Annotated in this window: 14 protein-coding genes and 2 pseudogenes; 9 read left to right on the forward strand and 7 right to left on the reverse strand. The window is 51.6% G+C overall.

What is annotated here, in order from left to right; all coding sequences use genetic code 11:
- Positions 1 to 3 precede the first annotated feature (3 nt).
- From ptsP (CUN67_RS24065) to CUN67_RS24080, 4 genes are read left to right on the forward strand one after another with little or no spacing between them, the layout of a single operon-like run.
- Positions 4 to 2,517, forward strand: a complete 2,514-nt coding sequence (gene ptsP, locus CUN67_RS24065) for a phosphoenolpyruvate--protein phosphotransferase (RefSeq protein ID WP_208718004.1) — start codon at positions 4 to 6, stop codon at positions 2,515 to 2,517.
- A 23-nt stretch (positions 2,518 to 2,540) separates the two neighbouring features.
- Positions 2,541 to 3,560 carry a PTS fructose transporter subunit IIC gene (locus CUN67_RS24070; protein WP_208718005.1) on the forward strand — a complete coding sequence of 340 codons (1,020 nt, stop codon included), beginning with the start codon at positions 2,541 to 2,543 and terminating at the stop codon, positions 3,558 to 3,560.
- 12 nt (positions 3,561 to 3,572) lie between these two features.
- Positions 3,573 to 4,427, forward strand: a complete 855-nt coding sequence (locus tag CUN67_RS24075; protein WP_208718006.1) for a helix-turn-helix domain-containing protein — start codon at positions 3,573 to 3,575, stop codon at positions 4,425 to 4,427.
- Entirely contained in the window at positions 4,427 to 4,813 is a 387-nt protein-coding gene (locus tag CUN67_RS24080; RefSeq protein ID WP_208718007.1) for a PTS fructose transporter subunit IIB, read from the forward strand. Before CUN67_RS24075 ends, CUN67_RS24080 begins: the two co-directional genes overlap by 1 nt.
- Before the next feature lie 87 nt (positions 4,814 to 4,900).
- On the opposite strand, the pseudogene CUN67_RS24085 reads toward CUN67_RS24080, so the two are convergent.
- The 5 genes and pseudogenes from CUN67_RS24085 to CUN67_RS24105 all read right to left on the reverse strand — a co-directional run.
- Positions 4,901 to 5,083, reverse strand: a pseudogene (locus CUN67_RS24085) (transposase); the annotation flags it as partial.
- Between the two features lie 234 nt (positions 5,084 to 5,317).
- Positions 5,318 to 5,632 carry a DUF1493 family protein gene (locus CUN67_RS24090; protein WP_208718008.1) on the reverse strand — a complete coding sequence of 105 codons (315 nt, stop codon included), beginning with the start codon at positions 5,630 to 5,632 and terminating at the stop codon, positions 5,318 to 5,320.
- Positions 5,632 to 6,093: an STM2901 family protein gene (locus CUN67_RS24095; RefSeq protein WP_208718009.1), complete on the reverse strand. Its 462-nt coding sequence runs from the start codon at positions 6,091 to 6,093 to the stop codon at positions 5,632 to 5,634. Before CUN67_RS24095 ends, CUN67_RS24090 begins: the two co-directional genes overlap by 1 nt.
- A 167-nt stretch (positions 6,094 to 6,260) precedes the next feature.
- Positions 6,261 to 6,380, reverse strand: a pseudogene (locus CUN67_RS24100) (phosphatase); the annotation flags it as partial.
- A gap of 8 nt (positions 6,381 to 6,388) precedes the next feature.
- Positions 6,389 to 7,048, reverse strand: coding sequence for an HAD-IA family hydrolase (locus tag CUN67_RS24105; RefSeq protein ID WP_208718010.1), 660 nt, complete (start codon positions 7,046 to 7,048; stop codon positions 6,389 to 6,391).
- Positions 7,049 to 7,348: 300 nt separating this feature from the next.
- Between CUN67_RS24105 and ptsP (CUN67_RS24110) the strand changes: the two genes are divergently transcribed.
- The 5 genes from ptsP (CUN67_RS24110) to tal all read left to right on the forward strand — a co-directional run bounded on the left by ptsP (CUN67_RS24110) (position 7,349) and on the right by tal (position 13,790).
- Positions 7,349 to 9,859 (forward strand): phosphoenolpyruvate--protein phosphotransferase, encoded by a 2,511-nt coding sequence (gene ptsP / locus CUN67_RS24110; protein ID WP_208718011.1) that lies wholly within the window; start codon positions 7,349 to 7,351, stop codon positions 9,857 to 9,859.
- A gap of 64 nt (positions 9,860 to 9,923) precedes the next feature.
- The gene (locus CUN67_RS24115) at positions 9,924 to 10,244 is read left to right on the forward strand and encodes a PTS fructose transporter subunit IIB (RefSeq protein WP_208718012.1); all 321 of its coding nucleotides are present in this window, start codon (positions 9,924 to 9,926) and stop codon (positions 10,242 to 10,244) included.
- A gap of 156 nt (positions 10,245 to 10,400) precedes the next feature.
- Positions 10,401 to 11,504: a PTS fructose transporter subunit IIC gene (locus CUN67_RS24120; RefSeq protein WP_208718013.1), complete on the forward strand. Its 1,104-nt coding sequence runs from the start codon at positions 10,401 to 10,403 to the stop codon at positions 11,502 to 11,504.
- Positions 11,505 to 11,513: 9 nt separating this feature from the next.
- Complete coding sequence (locus tag CUN67_RS24125; RefSeq protein ID WP_208718014.1) at positions 11,514 to 12,767, forward strand: class II D-tagatose-bisphosphate aldolase non-catalytic subunit; 1,254 nt, start codon at positions 11,514 to 11,516, stop codon at positions 12,765 to 12,767.
- Positions 12,768 to 12,839: 72 nt separating this feature from the next.
- On the forward strand, positions 12,840 to 13,790 hold the full coding sequence (tal, locus tag CUN67_RS24130; protein ID WP_208718015.1) for a transaldolase: 951 nt from the start codon (positions 12,840 to 12,842) through the stop codon (positions 13,788 to 13,790).
- 67 nt (positions 13,791 to 13,857) lie between these two features.
- Here the strand turns inward: tal and feoB are convergent, their stop codons facing one another.
- Together feoB and feoA are read right to left on the reverse strand one after the other, a co-directional pair.
- A complete protein-coding gene (gene feoB / locus CUN67_RS24135; RefSeq protein WP_208718016.1) occupies positions 13,858 to 16,173 on the reverse strand; it encodes a Fe(2+) transporter permease subunit FeoB in 2,316 nt (771 codons plus the stop codon).
- On the reverse strand, positions 16,170 to 16,397 hold the full coding sequence (feoA, locus tag CUN67_RS24140) for a ferrous iron transporter A (protein WP_208718017.1): 228 nt from the start codon (positions 16,395 to 16,397) through the stop codon (positions 16,170 to 16,172). The genes feoB and feoA overlap by 4 nt, the downstream gene beginning before the upstream one ends.
- Between the last annotated feature and the right edge of the window lie 197 nt (positions 16,398 to 16,594).

Raw genomic sequence — 16,594 nt, forward strand, 5'->3', positions numbered from 1 at the left:
AAAATGGTCATGGACATCACCTGGCAATGCGAACTGAACGAGGGGATCCACGCCAGACCCGCCGGACATATCGCACGCCTGTGCAACAGCTTCCAGGCCGACATTGTGTGGCAAAACACCCGAACACAGCTGGAAGCGAACGCAAAAAGTGCGCTCTCTCTGGTCGCCACCGATACATTGCTGGACGATAACTGCCGGATCACGTTGAGCGGACCTGATGCACCAGCCGCCGCGGCCGCGCTCCAGGGGTTGCTCTATCGCCTGTCGGCGTTCAACCTCGAACAGGAGTCCGGGAACGGGTTAGTCGCCGGTTCCCTTCCCCGCTGTTTACACGAGTTACATCCTCAGTATCTTTGCGGAATTCGCATCAGTGCGGGAATTGCGGTCGCCAAACCCTTCTTTATGACAGGCGTGACCTTTACTGAGTTGCTGGTGCGCAGCCCCGCAGCCCCTTTCAATCCGGAAAGCGAAAAACAGCGTCTGACCAAAGGGTTGGACGATCTGCGCATCGCCAAAATGGCCGCGCTGGATAAAGCTGACGGTATTGAATACGACCTGATTGAAGCGCACTTATCCTTTATTACCGATAGTGCCTTTCAGGAAAGGATGATCGGTTATCTTGATGACCACACCAATGCGTGGTCGGCTATCGTCAGGTCAGCTATAGATTTCAGCGCCATACTCGAACGATCCTCCAGCCATTACATTCAGGAAAGAACCCTGGATCTGCTGGATATCGCGACCCAGTTGCTGACCGGGATCTATGGCGAACAGTCACTGGCCCAAAACCTTCTGCTGCCAGATGTACCGGTGATTGTTTTCGCCAGTTCGCTCACCCCAAGCCAGTTTCTGGCTATCAACAAAACGCACCTTGCCGGGCTGGTATTGTCATCAACCGGGGCGACATCACATACGGCGATTCTGGCACGCTCACTGGGCATCCCTGCTCTTGCCGATATTGATTTTGCCACCCTCACCCTTTCCCCCCGGCAGGATATCGTTCTCGATGGTGATCAGGGCATCCTGGTTACCGCGCTGGATGAAAAAATCCGCCGCTATTACCGCCATGAAATGAATGTACAACAGCAGATGCGGCAAAAGTTGCAGGAATTTGCCCTGCTTCCCTCCGTCACGGCTGACGGGCATCACATCAGCATCGCCGCCAACAGCGCCAGCGTCGAAGAAGCACAAACGGCTTTTGCTAACGGGGCGGAAGGTATTGGTCTGTTTCGTAGCGAAATGGCGTTTATGGCGCGGCAAACCCCGCCCGACTACCCGGAACTGGAGGCGCTTTATCACTCGGTGGTAACCCTCGCGGCGGGAAAAACCGTGGTATTTCGCACCTTTGATATCGGCGGCGATAAACCCGTGGCCTGGCTGGCTTCCGGCAGAGAGGATAACCCCGCGCTGGGTTATCGCGCCGTGCGCAGCTATCCGCAACACCGCCAGCTGTTTGCCATGCAGCTAAAAGCCATCCTTAGCGCTTCCGCTCACGGGAAGGCCAAAATTCTGCTGCCGATGATCGCACGCATTGAAGAAGTGCTCTGGTGCCGGGAAGTATTGGCATCCGTCAAACAGGAAATGCGCAATGAAGGACTTCCTTTCGATCATGAGATCGAATTGGGGATCATGCTTGAGGTTCCTGCCGTGCTGTTTGCCATCGCGGGCATGGCCGAACAGGTCGATTTCTTCAGCCTTGGCAGTAACGATCTGGCGCAGTATTTTTTTGCTGCTGACCGGGGTAATCCGCGGGTCAGCGAAGTGTATGACAACTATGCCCCGGCTTTTTTACGTGCTATGCATCAGGCCGTCACTGACGTTCACCGCGCAGGCAAACGCATCGCCCTTTGTGGTGAGCTCGCGACGGATGACGCTCTGCTCCCGCTATTAGTGGGTATGGGGTTTGATGAACTGAGCATGAGCGCCAGCGCCATTCCCGCCGTAAAACATGCGTTGAAATCGTTAAACTTCACGCATTGTCAGGCGCTGGCGCGACAGATAAGTCTGACTCACTACTCTGCACAGGCCGCCGCGCTGCTGCAATCCGCGGCAACGAAATCCCACACTGGCAAGCCATTGCTGACACCGGAAACCATTCTGTGGGAACTGGATGCGGCAGATAAAAACGAAGTGATCAAAAAAATGGTCGACAATCTCTGGCTGCACCAGCGCACCGACTGTCGGGACAAGTTGTGTCAGGATATCTGGGCCAGAGAGCTCCCCTTTCCTACCGTTGCCGGTTCCGGTTTTGCCATCCCTCACGCACGCACGGATGCCATCCATGATTCCACCATCAGCGTCGCCACGCTCCGGCAACCGGTATCCTGGGGCGGCGTACCCGTGAATAAAGTCTTTATGCTGACGATCAGCCAGGCAGCGGCGGAAAACGAACATATGAAATATTTTTCAACGCTGGCACGGATGCTGATGAATGAAGAGTTTGTCGCCAAAGCACAGAGTGTTGCTACACCCGAAGCGCTCTGTGACCTGATAATCAGAGCCTTATCTTGCGAGTAGCCGAATTATGTTATGAGGCGGGTATGTTAAAACTATTAAAAAATACCAAACGTCATTTTATGACCGGTGTGTCCTACATGATCCCCTTTGTGGTCGCTGGCGGGGTTTTGCTGGCACTGGCGGTGATGTTCAACGGCCAGGCGGCAGTGCCCGATCACGGGTTTCTCAAAGCGATGTCGCAGATCGGCCTTGCGGGATTGACCCTGTTTATTCCGATTCTGGCTGGTTTTATCGCCTACTCGATGGTGGATAAGCCCGGCATTGCCCCCGGAGCCATTGGCGGCCTGATGGCATATCAGATGGGTGCCGGGTTTTTAGGCGGAATGCTGGCGGGTATCATTGCCGGGCTGATTGTCTGGTGCCTGTTAAATATCATTGCCTGGCTGAAAATCCCCCATTTTATCAGGATGGTACTGCCGATCTTCATCATCCCGCTGGCCGGGACTTTCCTCACCGGGATGGCAGTATATTACATCATTGGTGACCCGGTTGCCGGGCTGATGAAATGGCTGAGCGTCTGGCTGGGCAATATGCAGGGGGCTTCTTTTATCATTCTCGGTACGGTGCTGGGTGGCATGATCGCCGTCGATATGGGCGGTCCGATGAACAAAACCGCTTTTTTCTTTGCCGTCGCGCTTATCTCCACCAATCCACAATTGATGGCGGCTGTCGCTGCCGCCGATTGCACCCCACCGCTCGGGCTGGCGCTCGCCACCTTCATGTTCAAAGGCATTTTTAATGATGTCGAACGGGAAGCGGGTAAACCGGCAGTCATCATGGGTTTTATGGGGATCACCGAAGGGGCGATCCCTTTTGCCGCCGCCGATCCCTTACGCGTAATCCCGGCGATTATGCTCGGCAGCGCGGTCGCGGCGGTGCTCTCGCTGTGGTTTGGCGCGACCAATGCTGCGCCCTGGGGCGGACTGATCGTCCTGCCGGTGGTGAGCAATCATCTGGGATACATCGTCGCGGTAGCCGCCGGAACCTTAACCACCGCCATCGCGGTTAAGGTACTGAAAAGCGTCGTCAAACCGCAGCCATAAGGAAGGCAGATTATGAGCGCATTTATACAATCGATTTTGAGCGAATTCAGCATCCAGTGCTCCACCACAGAAAGCGTGCTGGTCGCCAATGGCAACGCGCTGGCCCCCATCATGGCTTACCATCTGCATGTGCCACGTATTGAGCTGACAGTAAAAGGAACGCTCACCATGCTGCTCCCCAAAGGGGAAGATAAGATCGTCAAATGCCAGCGTCCGGTGGGCACCGTGACCTATATTCCTGCCGATAGCTGGAACTCGCCGTTGTGGGGGGAGCCGGTGATCTGCATGTCCATTGTCTTCTGGAAGCAGGATGTCGGGTTCAGCATCAGCAACTGGGACGGGACGCAGTTCAAAGAGGTGGAGAAATTTAACCTGCAAAACTCCATCAGCTCGGTGCGTGATCGCCTGCTTGAACTGGCGGAGATCCTGGCCAGGACGCAAAACCACACCAGCGAAACCTTTGCCCATATTGTCTATGCGCTGCTGAATGATCTGTTGTACCAAATCACCGACGGTATGAATAATCACAAACAACCGCTCTCCCTGCTTGATGAAATCAAAAGCCATATCGATAGCCACTACCAGACAGATATTAGCCGGGAGAGCGTTGCCGAGACTTTCAACATCTCAGCGGGCTATCTGTCGCGCCTTTTTTCCCGTGAGTCAGACGTAAAATTTAATGAATACCTCAAATTAGCCCGGATCTCACGTTCGAAAACGTTGCTGACAAACACCAACCTGAAAATCAATGAAGTCTCAGAGAAGTGTGGTTTTGCTGATACCAACTATTTCTGCAAGGTGTTCCGGGATATCAATGACTGTACGCCGCTTGAGTACCGGCGTAAGAACAAGGGAGTAAGTTTATAATGGCCCGAACAGCAAGAGATGAAGTACAGCCTTTTACCAGCGAACGCAACCTGCATATCGTGGCAGTGACCGCCTGCGCCACCGGCGTGGCACATACTTATATGGCCGCCGAGCAGCTGGAAAAGCTGGCGAAAACCTACAATTTTTCAATCAAAATAGAAACTCAGGGCGTACTGGGATTAAAAAATCCGATCACTGAGAAAAATATCCTCGACGCCGAGCTGGTCATTATTGCCTCTGATATCACCATCGATAATGCATTGCGCTTTGAGGGTTGCCGCATCCTGAACATCTGCATCAACTCCCTGCTGCTGAAACCGGCTGAGGTGGTGTCAGCCATCCGTAAATCACTCAGTCTGCCCAGAGGCAACGTGATCGAGCTTTAGCAATGCATCAATCTCCGCAATCCTCCCACCGCCGTGACGTTCGAGAAATTCAAGCACGCGCCACGGCGAGGCATTAAGAATCCGCTCGGCGGTCAGTGAGCCGTCTTCATATTGCCTGCGCCACTTGAAGATCTGATTAGCATTGATACCATGCAGCCGCGCGACGTGAGACACGGTCATGCCCGGCTCCATAGTCTGCTGAATAATGGCAGTTTTTTCCTGCGGAGTACGGCGCCGACGCCGTTCCGGTCCTGATAACACTTCAACCATCTTATTATTCTGACTGGTGTTAAACATAGTTCCAAGACTATCTCTTATTTTAAGAGAGTCGAAGTGTCTGGTGATCTAAGGGGCTAATCTAAAAAGTAGATAAGCTATCAAAAGATAAAGTAGTGGTACTTGATGATTAATTTTATCAATTAATTCGAAAATCATATTTGGCTTCAACACCTGTACCAGGAAGTTTTGCAGAACATTCCCATGATGGTACAGGCATGAAGTTCGTTAATCATATAACCATTTACCAGCTTTAGCACTTTCTGCAAGCATCATCAGGGTAAGTGGTTTGTGTGGGTCTGGTTCCTTCGAACCTAAGAACTCTGGATTGAAGTAGTCGAGTACTTCAAAGTTCGCACGGTCAACATTCCAACGTTTGAAATACTCATCAATCAGTTCTACGTTATCTTCATAAACGAGTTTCAGATCATCCCTGATACTAATATCAAGGGTGATCTCTTTCTTTGGTCCAAAGAGGAAGTACTTTTTCGTGTTATACCCTTCGTCTATAAAGTTGATGATCTCTTGTTCGTAATCTCTCATCAGAAGTACGTCCACTGTATGCGATCTTTTGGTAAGGCGATCTTGTTGTATGTGTATTTAATGTCGTCCTGAATCTGATAGATCGTCATGAATGAAAGAACCCAACCAAGCCAGGGAACATTACGACCAACGAAACGCCCCAGGTTGTTAGTACTCGTCCATTTGAGAGAAGCGATTGATTTACCAGTGAGAGTAGGAAGACGATAGCCGCGTGGTAGTTGATAGTTCAACCATTTACTTAGGTATTTGGAGGCAATAGAAGTGCCTGGCGTTGCATTGCCGGGTTTTGCTCTGGTTCCAAGTATTGGTTGTCCTGAGATGATTAGAGAGGCATCTACTACTGAGATTTCAAGGTAGTCACTAACCACTACGACAGTGATGGCCCACCATAGTTGTTGTGGTGTCAAATTAGTCATACCACCGTAGAAGTAAGTCCCTTTGAGGGCTTCTGTCGTATCCATAGCTACAATCCTTCGTTGCTCATTGAGTGACCGATCATAACTGATGAGATGGGATAGTACAAAAATATTAATGAATTGCCGATGACAAACGATGGTAGCTATATAGTTTACGCCTCAATTACACAAGCCATTATAAATCAATAAATTACCTGGTGTGTATAAAAGTCTTTCGGGTTGCCGGGATGGCTAATGATATGCACCTTGCCGCTGGCAATCACCGCGATCATCGCATCGGTATGCGTGACGATATCCACCGGGGCGAACACCCGCTTGTGGAACCCGGCAATATTCTCCTTCAGTGGTTAACCCTGAGAGAAAAATCGGCACCGCGCTGAGGCGTCACCGCAAGGTCGAGGTAATGGCTGATGCTGGCGTAAGTCTCGATATCATGGACGCTCGCCTGGGGTGTCAGGACCTCCACCACCACACTCCCCGCCGCGCTGGCTGCGCGCAAACCCGCCTCAGAATCCTCAAAAACGATGCAATCGGACGGGGAGACATTGAGTTTCTGCGCACCTAGCAGAAAAGGCTCCGGATGGGGTTTACCATGCTGAATATCCTCACTGGTCACCAGCACGCCAGGGAAGGGAAAACCGACCTGGTGAATACGTGCAGAAGCGACCCGCAACGAGCCAGAGGTGACAATTCCCCAGGGAACATGCAGTGCGTTGAGCCGGGTGAGGAATTCGGCTGCGCCAGCAACCGGGGTAATCCCCTCGGTGTTGCGGGCTTCATAATCTTCCAGCGCCAGGAACTCCTGCCCGATAGCCACCTCGCTGGCCTGTGGCATAAAATGGCGCAGCGTGCTGATGGCCGGTTTACCGTGCAGGAAATTGCGTACCTCCAGAGCGTTAAAACCTTTTCTATTCGCCCAGTCGCTCCACGACGCTTCGACGAAATCAAGTGAGTTGACTAAGGTCCCATCCAAATCAAATAACAGCCCACGAAAATACATATTATTCACCATCAGGGGAATTAAAGAGATATGTCTATTATTTACCCCTCTATCCGCCAGCCATGAAAGAGTAAAAATGAAGCTTTAATAGCAATTACGGCACCACCTCAGGCAACAACAATTAATTTATGACCACGCTCACAAAACAAAAACAGGACGCCTTTTTTCAAGTAAAGGGCACATTTTTTCTATTCAATCTCTCGGTGAAACGCGGAAGGATATAAAACATCAAATGCAGGACGTCACATCGACCTGGCAAAATTAATCAGCGTTGTACTTAGCGATTTATTGGGAGTGGTTATGTCAGAATTAATAAGCTATCAATGTGAGCTTAAGGACGGAATTCATGCCAGACCGGCAGGCCACATCGAGCGTCTTTGTAATTACTTTCAATCTACTGTACGCTGGAAAAATATCCGTACCGGCCTCGAAGGCAGTGCAAAGAGTGCCCTTTCGATTGTCGCAACCGATACTTTATTAAATGATTGCTGTGAAATTACCCTCAGCGGTGATGATGCACGTGACGCCGCAAATCAGCTGTCGGCTTTACTGGAAAAACTGCCTTCCTATGAAGTGACGCAGGAAGAGGAATCCGCAGCGCCAGCAGGTTATCTGCCGCGTTCCCTGCGGGAAACACAGCTGAGTTTTATCCAGGGATCACGCATCAGCGGCGGTGTGGCGATTGCCAAACCGGTGGTTATCCAGAGCCTGACATTGCAGGAGATACTGGCACGCACTCCGGCACAGGAACGCACCGCTGCACAGGAAAAAGAGGCGGTGATTACCGGCCTGGAATCGCTGAAAAAAGAAAAGATTGCTGCTCTGGAGACGAGCAGCGGTGTCGAGCACGATATTATTCAGGCGCATTTATCGATTATCACCGATGCCACTTTCCAGAGCGCCATCACTGGCTTTATTGATAACGACAACAATGCATGGTCAGCGATTACACTTGCCGCTATAGAGTTCTGTGAAATACTTAACCGCTCATCGAGCAAATATATCAGAGAAAGAACCCTCGATGTCCTGGATATTACCAGCCAATTATTAATCACCCTGTATGGCGCTAACGCGTTACCACAAAATAACCTGGTACTGACAACGCCGTCGATTATTCTGGCCGACAACCTGACGCCGAGCAAATTTCTTGGCATCAACAAAAACTGGCTGGCTGGCCTGGTATTATCCTCGACAGGTAAAACCTCGCATACTGCGATCCTCGCGCGTTCACTGGGTATTCCCACGCTGACAGATATCAACTTTTCCACGCTGAACCTTGATCCGCAGCAGGATATTATTATTGACGGTAATCCGGGCATTCTGATCACCGCCCCGGATGAGCGGGTGCTGCGTTATTACCGTCATGAGATTGCCGTACAACAGCAAATGCAGCAGCAGATGCTGGCAAATGTCCACCAACCCGCCGTCACCGCAGACGGACACGGCATCGAGATTGCCGCCAATATCGCCAGCCTGGCAGAAGCGGTTGCCGCGTTTGACAATGGCGCAGAAGGCATCGGTCTGTTTCGCACCGAAATGTCGTTTATGGACCGCGCAACCCCGCCTGATTATGCCGAGCTGGCCACGCTTTACACCGATGTCATGAAGTGCGCAGCGGGCAAACCGGTCATCTTTCGTACCTTCGATATCGGCGGCGATAAACCGGTGGACTACCTGAATATCGGTGACGAAGAGAATCCCTTTCTTGGCTTCCGCGCGGTACGTACCTATCGGCTTTACCGGGATCTGTTTGCCATGCAGCTGAAGGCGATCCTCACCGCTTCTGCGCATGGACCGGCCAAAATCATGATTCCGATGATCTCGAACGTCGATGAGGTTATCTGGTGTCGTGAGGTGCTGGCTGCGGTGATGCAGGAGATGGATAACGCCGGGTTGCCTTATAACGATGGCATCGAATTAGGCGTGATGCTGGAAGTGCCTTCGGTTATCTTCGCCATCCCTGAAATCGCCGCCTGTGCCGACTTTTTCAGCGTCGGCAGCAATGATCTGACGCAGTACTTTTTTGCCGCTGACCGGGGTAATTCCCGGGTTGCCGAGGTGTATGACAACTACGCCCCGTCTTTCCTGCGTGCCATGCAATTTGCCGCCGAAGAGGTACATCGTGCCGGTAAATGGATTGGCATCTGCGGTGAACTGGGAGCCAGCCAGGACTTCCTGCCACTTTTTACCGGAATGGGCTTTGACGAACTCAGCATGAGCGGTACCGCCATTCCGGGCGTCAAACACGCGTTACGCGAGCTGAACTTCACGAAATGCCAGCAGCTGGCGCAGCATGCCGTCACGCTCAAACGTTCCGCTGAGGTCAAAGCGACGTTGCAAGCACCCGATGTCAAACAGGTCAGCAGCAAACCGATCCTGGCACCGGAATTTATTCTCTGCGGCTTGCAGGCCAGTGATAAAAATGAGGTCATCAAAATGATGTCCGATAATCTCTGGCTGCACCATCGCACCAATAACCGGGAACCATTATGTGACGATATCTGGGCAAGGGAAGACGCCTTCTCCACCGCCGTTGGCTATGGTTTCGCCATTCCGCACACCAAATCTGATCATATCCGTTATTCGACCATCAGCATGGCCACCCTTGCTAAACCCATTATCTGGGGTGACCAGCAAGTTGAGACGGTCTTTATGCTGACGGTGAATAAATCTGCCGACCCTAATCAACATATGAAGTATTTCTCCATCCTTGCCAGAAAACTTATGCAGGAGGAATTTCGCAATGAAATAAAACACGCCGATAACGTCAGCGTACTCTACAACCTGATGACCAAAACATTAGATGTATAAAGTCAGGATTACGCAATAACACTTGAAATAATCAGCCAAACAAATAAAAGACCAGGAGTCAGTAATGAAAATCGTCGGAGTCGCAGCATGCATTACAGGCATCGCGCATACCTACATGGCGCAGGAAGCCATTGAACAGGAATGCAAAAAAAGAGGTTATGACGTAAAAGTCGAGACCCAGGGCGGCATGGGAATTGAAAATGAATTAAGCGAAGAAGAAATCGCCGAAGCCGATGTGGTGATTCTGGCGGTCGCCATCGGTATTGAAGGCGTGGAGCGCTTTGAAGAAAAAGAGGACGCTGGCCGGATTATTTCATTAAACCCGGCTGAGGTTATTCGTAATCCGGCGGCGATCATTAATAAAGCCGAACAGCTTGCACAATAATCCTGCGTAAAATTGTATTTATTTTTCGCAGAAACCCGCGTGCATTACAACGTTAAATAAATTTCTGTGACCTCCGTCATTTCTGTGTACAGGCCATTACGCCTGCGGATTTATTCGGCCATAGCACTGAGATCGCGGCGATCGGGAGGAATAAAAATGTCGGATACGATGAAAACCATTAAGGATGATTTAGTCAAAGCATTCAGCACCGGGGTGTCTTATATGATGCCTGTGGTGGTGGTCGGCGGGATCTGTCTGGCGCTGTCGCTGGTGGGTGGAGAACCCACGCCAGGCAAAGGCATTGTCGTCACCAATCCATTCCTGCTAAACCTTGGCGCTATCGGCAGCGCCGGGCTGGGCATGATGATCCCGGTGCTCGCCGCTTATATTGCCTATTCCATTGCCGGCAAACCGGGTCTGACCCCGGGCGTAGTCACCGGATTTATGGCCGCCACCCCGCTCGGCGAAGCGCATGTGGTCACCGGATTTCTCGGTGCAATGCTGCTCGGCATCCTGAGCGGCTACGTAGCGAAATGGGTTAAGACCTGGAAAGTCGGCAAAGTGCTGATGCCGGTAATGCCGATCCTGATTATCCCTATCGTGACCAGCTGCCTGGTCGGCATGCTTTATTTGTACGTGCTGATTGGCCCCATCGGTATGGCGATGAAATGGCTGGTGGCGATGCTGTCGAATATGCAGGGCGGCAGCGGCCTGGTGCTGGGTTTAATCCTCGGAGCAATGGCTGCCTTTGATATGGGCGGACCGGTGAATAAAACCGCGACGGCATTTACCCTGGCGCTGATGGCCGAAGGGATTTATGGCCCGAACGGTGCCTATCGTATCGCCTGTGCCATTCCGCCGCTGGGCATTGCGCTTTCAACGTTTATTTCGCGCCGTAAATGGGCTGAAGATGAAAGACGCATGGGCACCTCTGCGGCGTTTATGGGCTTAATTGGTATCACCGAAGGTGCTATTCCCTTTGCAGTTAAAAACCTCAAAACCGTTCTTCCCTCAATTATTATCGGCAGCGCCGTGGGTGCCGGTCTGGCGATGATTCATGGTGTGGAATCGATGGTCCCGCACGGAGGCTTAATTGCCATCGCTGGCGTGAATAAAGGCGCGATGTGGTACGTCATTGATATGGCCATCGGCGTCATTATTACCGCCGTGTGCCTGCATATTCTGCGACCCAATATTAGCGAAGTCGTTAAAAAAGAACCCGCTAAAAAACCTGTCACTTCCGATTTAAATAAAGCGTAAGGAGTTATTATGAAAAATACCATGAAACAGTACGTCGATTATATTGTTAACGGTGGAAAATCAACGATGCTGGGTATCGGCCCCATGTCACCTGCGCTTATTCAGGCGTGCTTTGAACTGGGTAAAGAAAAAGATCTGCCATTGATGTTTATTGCCAGCCGTAATCAGGTCGATGCCGATGAATTTGGTGCGGGTTATGTCAATAACTGGGATCAGTTCCGCTTTGCGGCAGATTTAAAAGCGATGGCAGAAAAAGTCGGTTTTGATGGCGACTATTTCCTCTGCCGTGACCACGGCGGCCCATGGCAGCGTGACAAAGAACGTAAAGACCATATTCCGGAAGCAGAAGCCATGGAACTGGCGCGCCGCTCCTATCAGATTGATATGGATGCCGGTTTCGACCTGCTGCACATTGACCCCACCAAAGACCCGTATGTCGTGGGGAAAGTGATTGATATCGAGCTGGTTCTGAGCCGCACGGTTGAACTGATTCGCTTCTGTGAAGAATACCGTAAGGCCAACAACCTGAAAGAGTTTTTCTATGAAGTCGGCACTGAAGAAACCAATGGCGGCCTGACCGATATCAGCGCTTATGAAGGCTTTATTGTTGAACTCAATAAACGCCTGCTGGCCGCAGACCTGCCAAAACCGTTATTTATCGTCGGCCAGACCGGTACGCTGACTCGCCTGACAAAAAATGTCGGACATTTCAACGAAACACAATCGGCTGAACTCTCGGCGATCAGTACCCGCTACGGTGTGGGTTTGAAAGAGCATAACGGTGACTATCTGCCGGATGACATCCTGCTGAAACACCCGGGCCTGGGGATCACCGCGATGAACGTTGCCCCGGCGTATGGCACCATCGAAACCCGTGCCTATCTCAAACTGGCCGAAGTTGAAAAAGATCTGGCTGCCAAAGGTTTTATCCAGACCGCTTCTAATCTTAAAAGTGTGCTGACCCGTGAGTGCGTGCTGAGCCACAAATGGGAAAAATGGATGACCGATGAGCATAAAAACAAGTCAGAAGAACAGATCTTTAATGAGCCGGAATTGCTGAAAGAGATTCTTGAACTCAGCGGCCATTATAATTATGAAAAACCGGATGTCGTCAAAGAGATGAAAACCCTGTTCGCCAACTTGCGTTCATTTGGCGTGGAGCCTGAGCGTTACGTGGTGAACAAAATTAAGGACATAATCCAGAATGAAGCAGAATGCTTCAATATGCCGGGTCTGACCTCACGCGTCGCTCACGCAAAATAATCTTTTGATGCGATTAACCGGGAGCGGGATGCTCCCGGTTATCCGGATAAACCCATTACCGAGGTAAAAAGAGTGAACCAGCTTGAGCAATTGAAGCAGCAGACCATTATTGTCGCTGACAGTGGGGATATTGATAGCATTCTGGCTTATCAACCCGAAGATGCCACCACCAACCCGTCATTAATTTATAAAGCAGCGCAGCTGCCGCAATATCAACAGCTGATAACAGATGCGGTCACGGCGGTAAAGATGCGTCAGGCTGGCAAAGACGTTCTCCCTTCCGCTATCGCCGATTATCTGGCTGTCAGCATTGGTGCACTGATCCTGCAAAGCGTGCCGGGGCGTATTTCAACCGAAGTTGATGCCCGCCTTTCTTTTGACACCGAAGCCAGCATTCATAAAGCGCGGGAAATCATCGCCCTCTATGAAGAAAAAGGTGTCACTAAAGATCGCGTGCTGATCAAGCTGGCTGCCACCTGGCAGGGAATTCGTGCCGCCGAGGTGCTGGAAAAAGAAGGCATCAATTGTAATCTGACGCTGCTGTTTTCCTTCGCCCAGGCCAGAGCCTGTGCCGATGCCGGGGTGTTTCTGATTTCGCCTTTTGTCGGCCGGATCTATGACTGGTACAAAAAGAACAACGCAGACACCGTCATGACCATCGATAACGATCCTGGGGTTGAATCAGTGCGCAATATCTACCAATTCTACAAAATGCACGGTTATAAAACGGTGGTGATGGGAGCCAGCTTCCGCACCCCGCAACAGGTGCTGGCGCTGAACGGTTGCGATCGCCTGACTGTCTCGCCAAATCTGCTGGCGCAGCTGCAGCAAAGTGAAGCCAGTGTGCCTGCCCCGCTTGCCTGCGAGGGAACTCAGCAACCCAAACCCGCTGTCATCAGCGAAGCCGAATTTTACTGGGCACACAATCAGGATGCGATGGCAGTCGAAAAACTCGCCGAAGGGATTCGTCTGTTTGCCATTGACCAAAATAGTCTTGAGGCGTTGCTTACTCAGTATCTTTAATGGCAAGTCTAACGCATCGGGTAACACCTGCCCTCGGGAGATACCGGACAGGTGTTTCCCCGTGATGTTAACTATTACAACACCCTTTGCAGCCACCGCATCCCGCACTATTCCCCGGTGCGGGTGTATTGAGACGGTGTTCTTTGATCCGTTTACCCCATTTACGCAGTAACGTAATAAGCACCACATTCACCACGATGACGCTGAACAGGCAGGTTGCGCTATAGGCCGGATGCTCATTAAAGGTCACGCTTTGATAAAACAGGGTGGCGATAGAAAACGCCACATTCAGACCCCAGAAGAACGAGAACAGCATCCAGTTTCTGCCGGCTTCACGCGCGATCGCGCCCATGACCGAGACACAAGGCACATACAGCAGCACGAAAATCAGGTAGCTGTAGGCGGCAAACACGCTGCCAAATTTCGCGCTCATCACCCCCATCTGCCCGGCAGCCATCTCACCATCCCCTTTGCTGGCTTCAATCGGGTTGGCTAACGCCCCCAGACTGACCGCGGCTTTCAACCCTTCCCAGGTAGTAGTCAGCGAGCCTGTCAGTTCCGAAAGCAGATTAAATTCCTCAGGGTTGAACCCACCACTTTGCACATCTTCACCGGTGTACAGGCTATTAAGCGTCCCTACCACCACCTCTTTTGCCATGATGCCTGTCACCAGCCCCACGGTGGCCTGCCAGTTATCATCCGTGACCCCAATGGGTTGGAGAATCGGAGTAATCACTTTGCTGGTCGCTGCCAGCGCAGAGCCATTAATGTTATTCACCGTATTGCCGCTAAAGGAGAAGCTGCTCAGTACCCCGATAATCATACTGACGAGGATAATCACCCGACCTGCGCGGATAATAAACATTTTCAGGCGTTGCCAGGTCTGAATCAGCAGGCTTTTAAGGTGGGGGCGATGATAAACCGGCAGCTCCATAATGAAGGGAGAGGCTTCGCCGCGCAGCAACGTATGTTTCAGCATCAACCCGGTGATGATCGCCACCACAATACCCAGCACATATAACGAGAACACGAGACTGGCACTGTGGGCACCAAAAAATGCCGCCGCAAACACGGCGAAGATGGCGAGACGCGCACCACAGGACATAAAGGGAGCGATCAAGACCGTAATCAGACGTTCACGCGGTGTATCCAGCGTGCGCGCCCCCATCACTGAGGGCACATTACAGCCAAAGCCGACAATCAGTGGCACAAAGGATTTACCCGGTAACCCCAGCGCCTGCATCAGGCGGTCCATCACGAAAGCCGCCCGCGCCATGTAACCGGAATCCTCCAGAAATGACAGGAACAGATACATCAGGCCAATCTGCGGAATAATCGGCAGCACCGTATTGATACCCGCACCAATCCCCTGCGCGAGAAATACCGTCAGCCAGTCGGGGAAATGGCAGGTGTAGCCGAGCCATTGCGTACCGTGGATAAACAAAGCCACCGAACCGCTATCAAACACCGGTTGCAACGCGGCACCGATATTGATCGACAGTACAAACATCAGGTACATCACGCCGAGGAATATCGGGATCCCTGCCCAGCGGTTAAGCACCACTTTATCGATCAGACCGGTAAGCCGACCAGGTGCAGACTGATGGATATTGCTGACGGTAGCGCAGAGGTGAGTGATGGCGCGAAAACGATAATCGGCAATCACCATTCCCGGATCGCCACCGGCTTCTTTGCTGATCTCCGGCAAATGTGGCACCACGCCCGGACAGATTTTCTGGCTATTAAGATCACCTTCCAGCAGCTGCAATGCCAGCCAGTATTGCTTTTGAGCCGGGATAGCCGTTGGCATCATGGTGCGCAGCCGGGTGACCATGGTTTCAACCTCAGCCGGATATGCCACCCATTTCATCGGCGCACGGTGATGGTGACTGTCAATGGTCTCCTTGAGACGGGCAATCCCTGCGCCACGGGTTGACGTCAGGGATACCACCGGACATCCCAGTTGGCTGGAAAGCGCATCAATATCAATGCTGATATTCTGACTGGCAGCAATATCCTGCATATTCAGCGCGATAATGCAGGGAACGCCTAACTCCAGCAGTTGCACTGTCAGAAACAGGTTACTTTCCAGATTCGACGCATCGACGACATTGATCACCAAATCGGCCTGGTCGTTAAACAGGTACTGGCAGGCAATACTTTCATCAATCGAGGTATCCGCCGAAATGGTGGTGAGCGAGCGAGTACCCGGCAAATCAATCAGATGCACATCTGATGACGCGGTAAAAAACTGCCCTTCTTTGCGCTCGACCGTCACTCCCGCCCAGTTACCCACCCGTTGCCGTGCACCGGTAAGCTGGTTGAATAAGGTGGTTTTGCCGGTATTAGGGTTACCGATCAAACCAATGACTAACTTTTTCATGCGGTCATTTCCTCAAGGAGGATGGCCGCAAGATCCTGCTGCCGCACCGCGAGGCTGATGCGCCGCGTGCGAATTTGCACCGGATCCCCCATCGGCGCCACGCGGATAACTTCAATCAGCGCTCCGGGGATCATTCCCATCGCCAGTAGTTTTTGCCGCCAGGCAGGATTAATCGGGCTTTTATAGCCTGCAATCCGATAAACGCGGTTCGTTTTAATGTGCATATCATCAGCCAGCTCGGTAACAAGGAGCTGACGATTATATAAATGATAACCATTCCCACTTTTGATCCAGGATCAGGTTGTAGCGAACAATCAGCCTTTAACTTCAATGGCGGGTTAACAATGGGCAATTTCTCAGGAAAAGCGAATATCACCGTCCAGCTCTGAAATTATCAGACAATTCAGAGATGTTCATAAAG

The organism is Pantoea cypripedii (assembly GCF_011395035.1).
Taxonomy (GTDB): Bacteria; Pseudomonadota; Gammaproteobacteria; order Enterobacterales; family Enterobacteriaceae; genus Pantoea; species Pantoea cypripedii_A.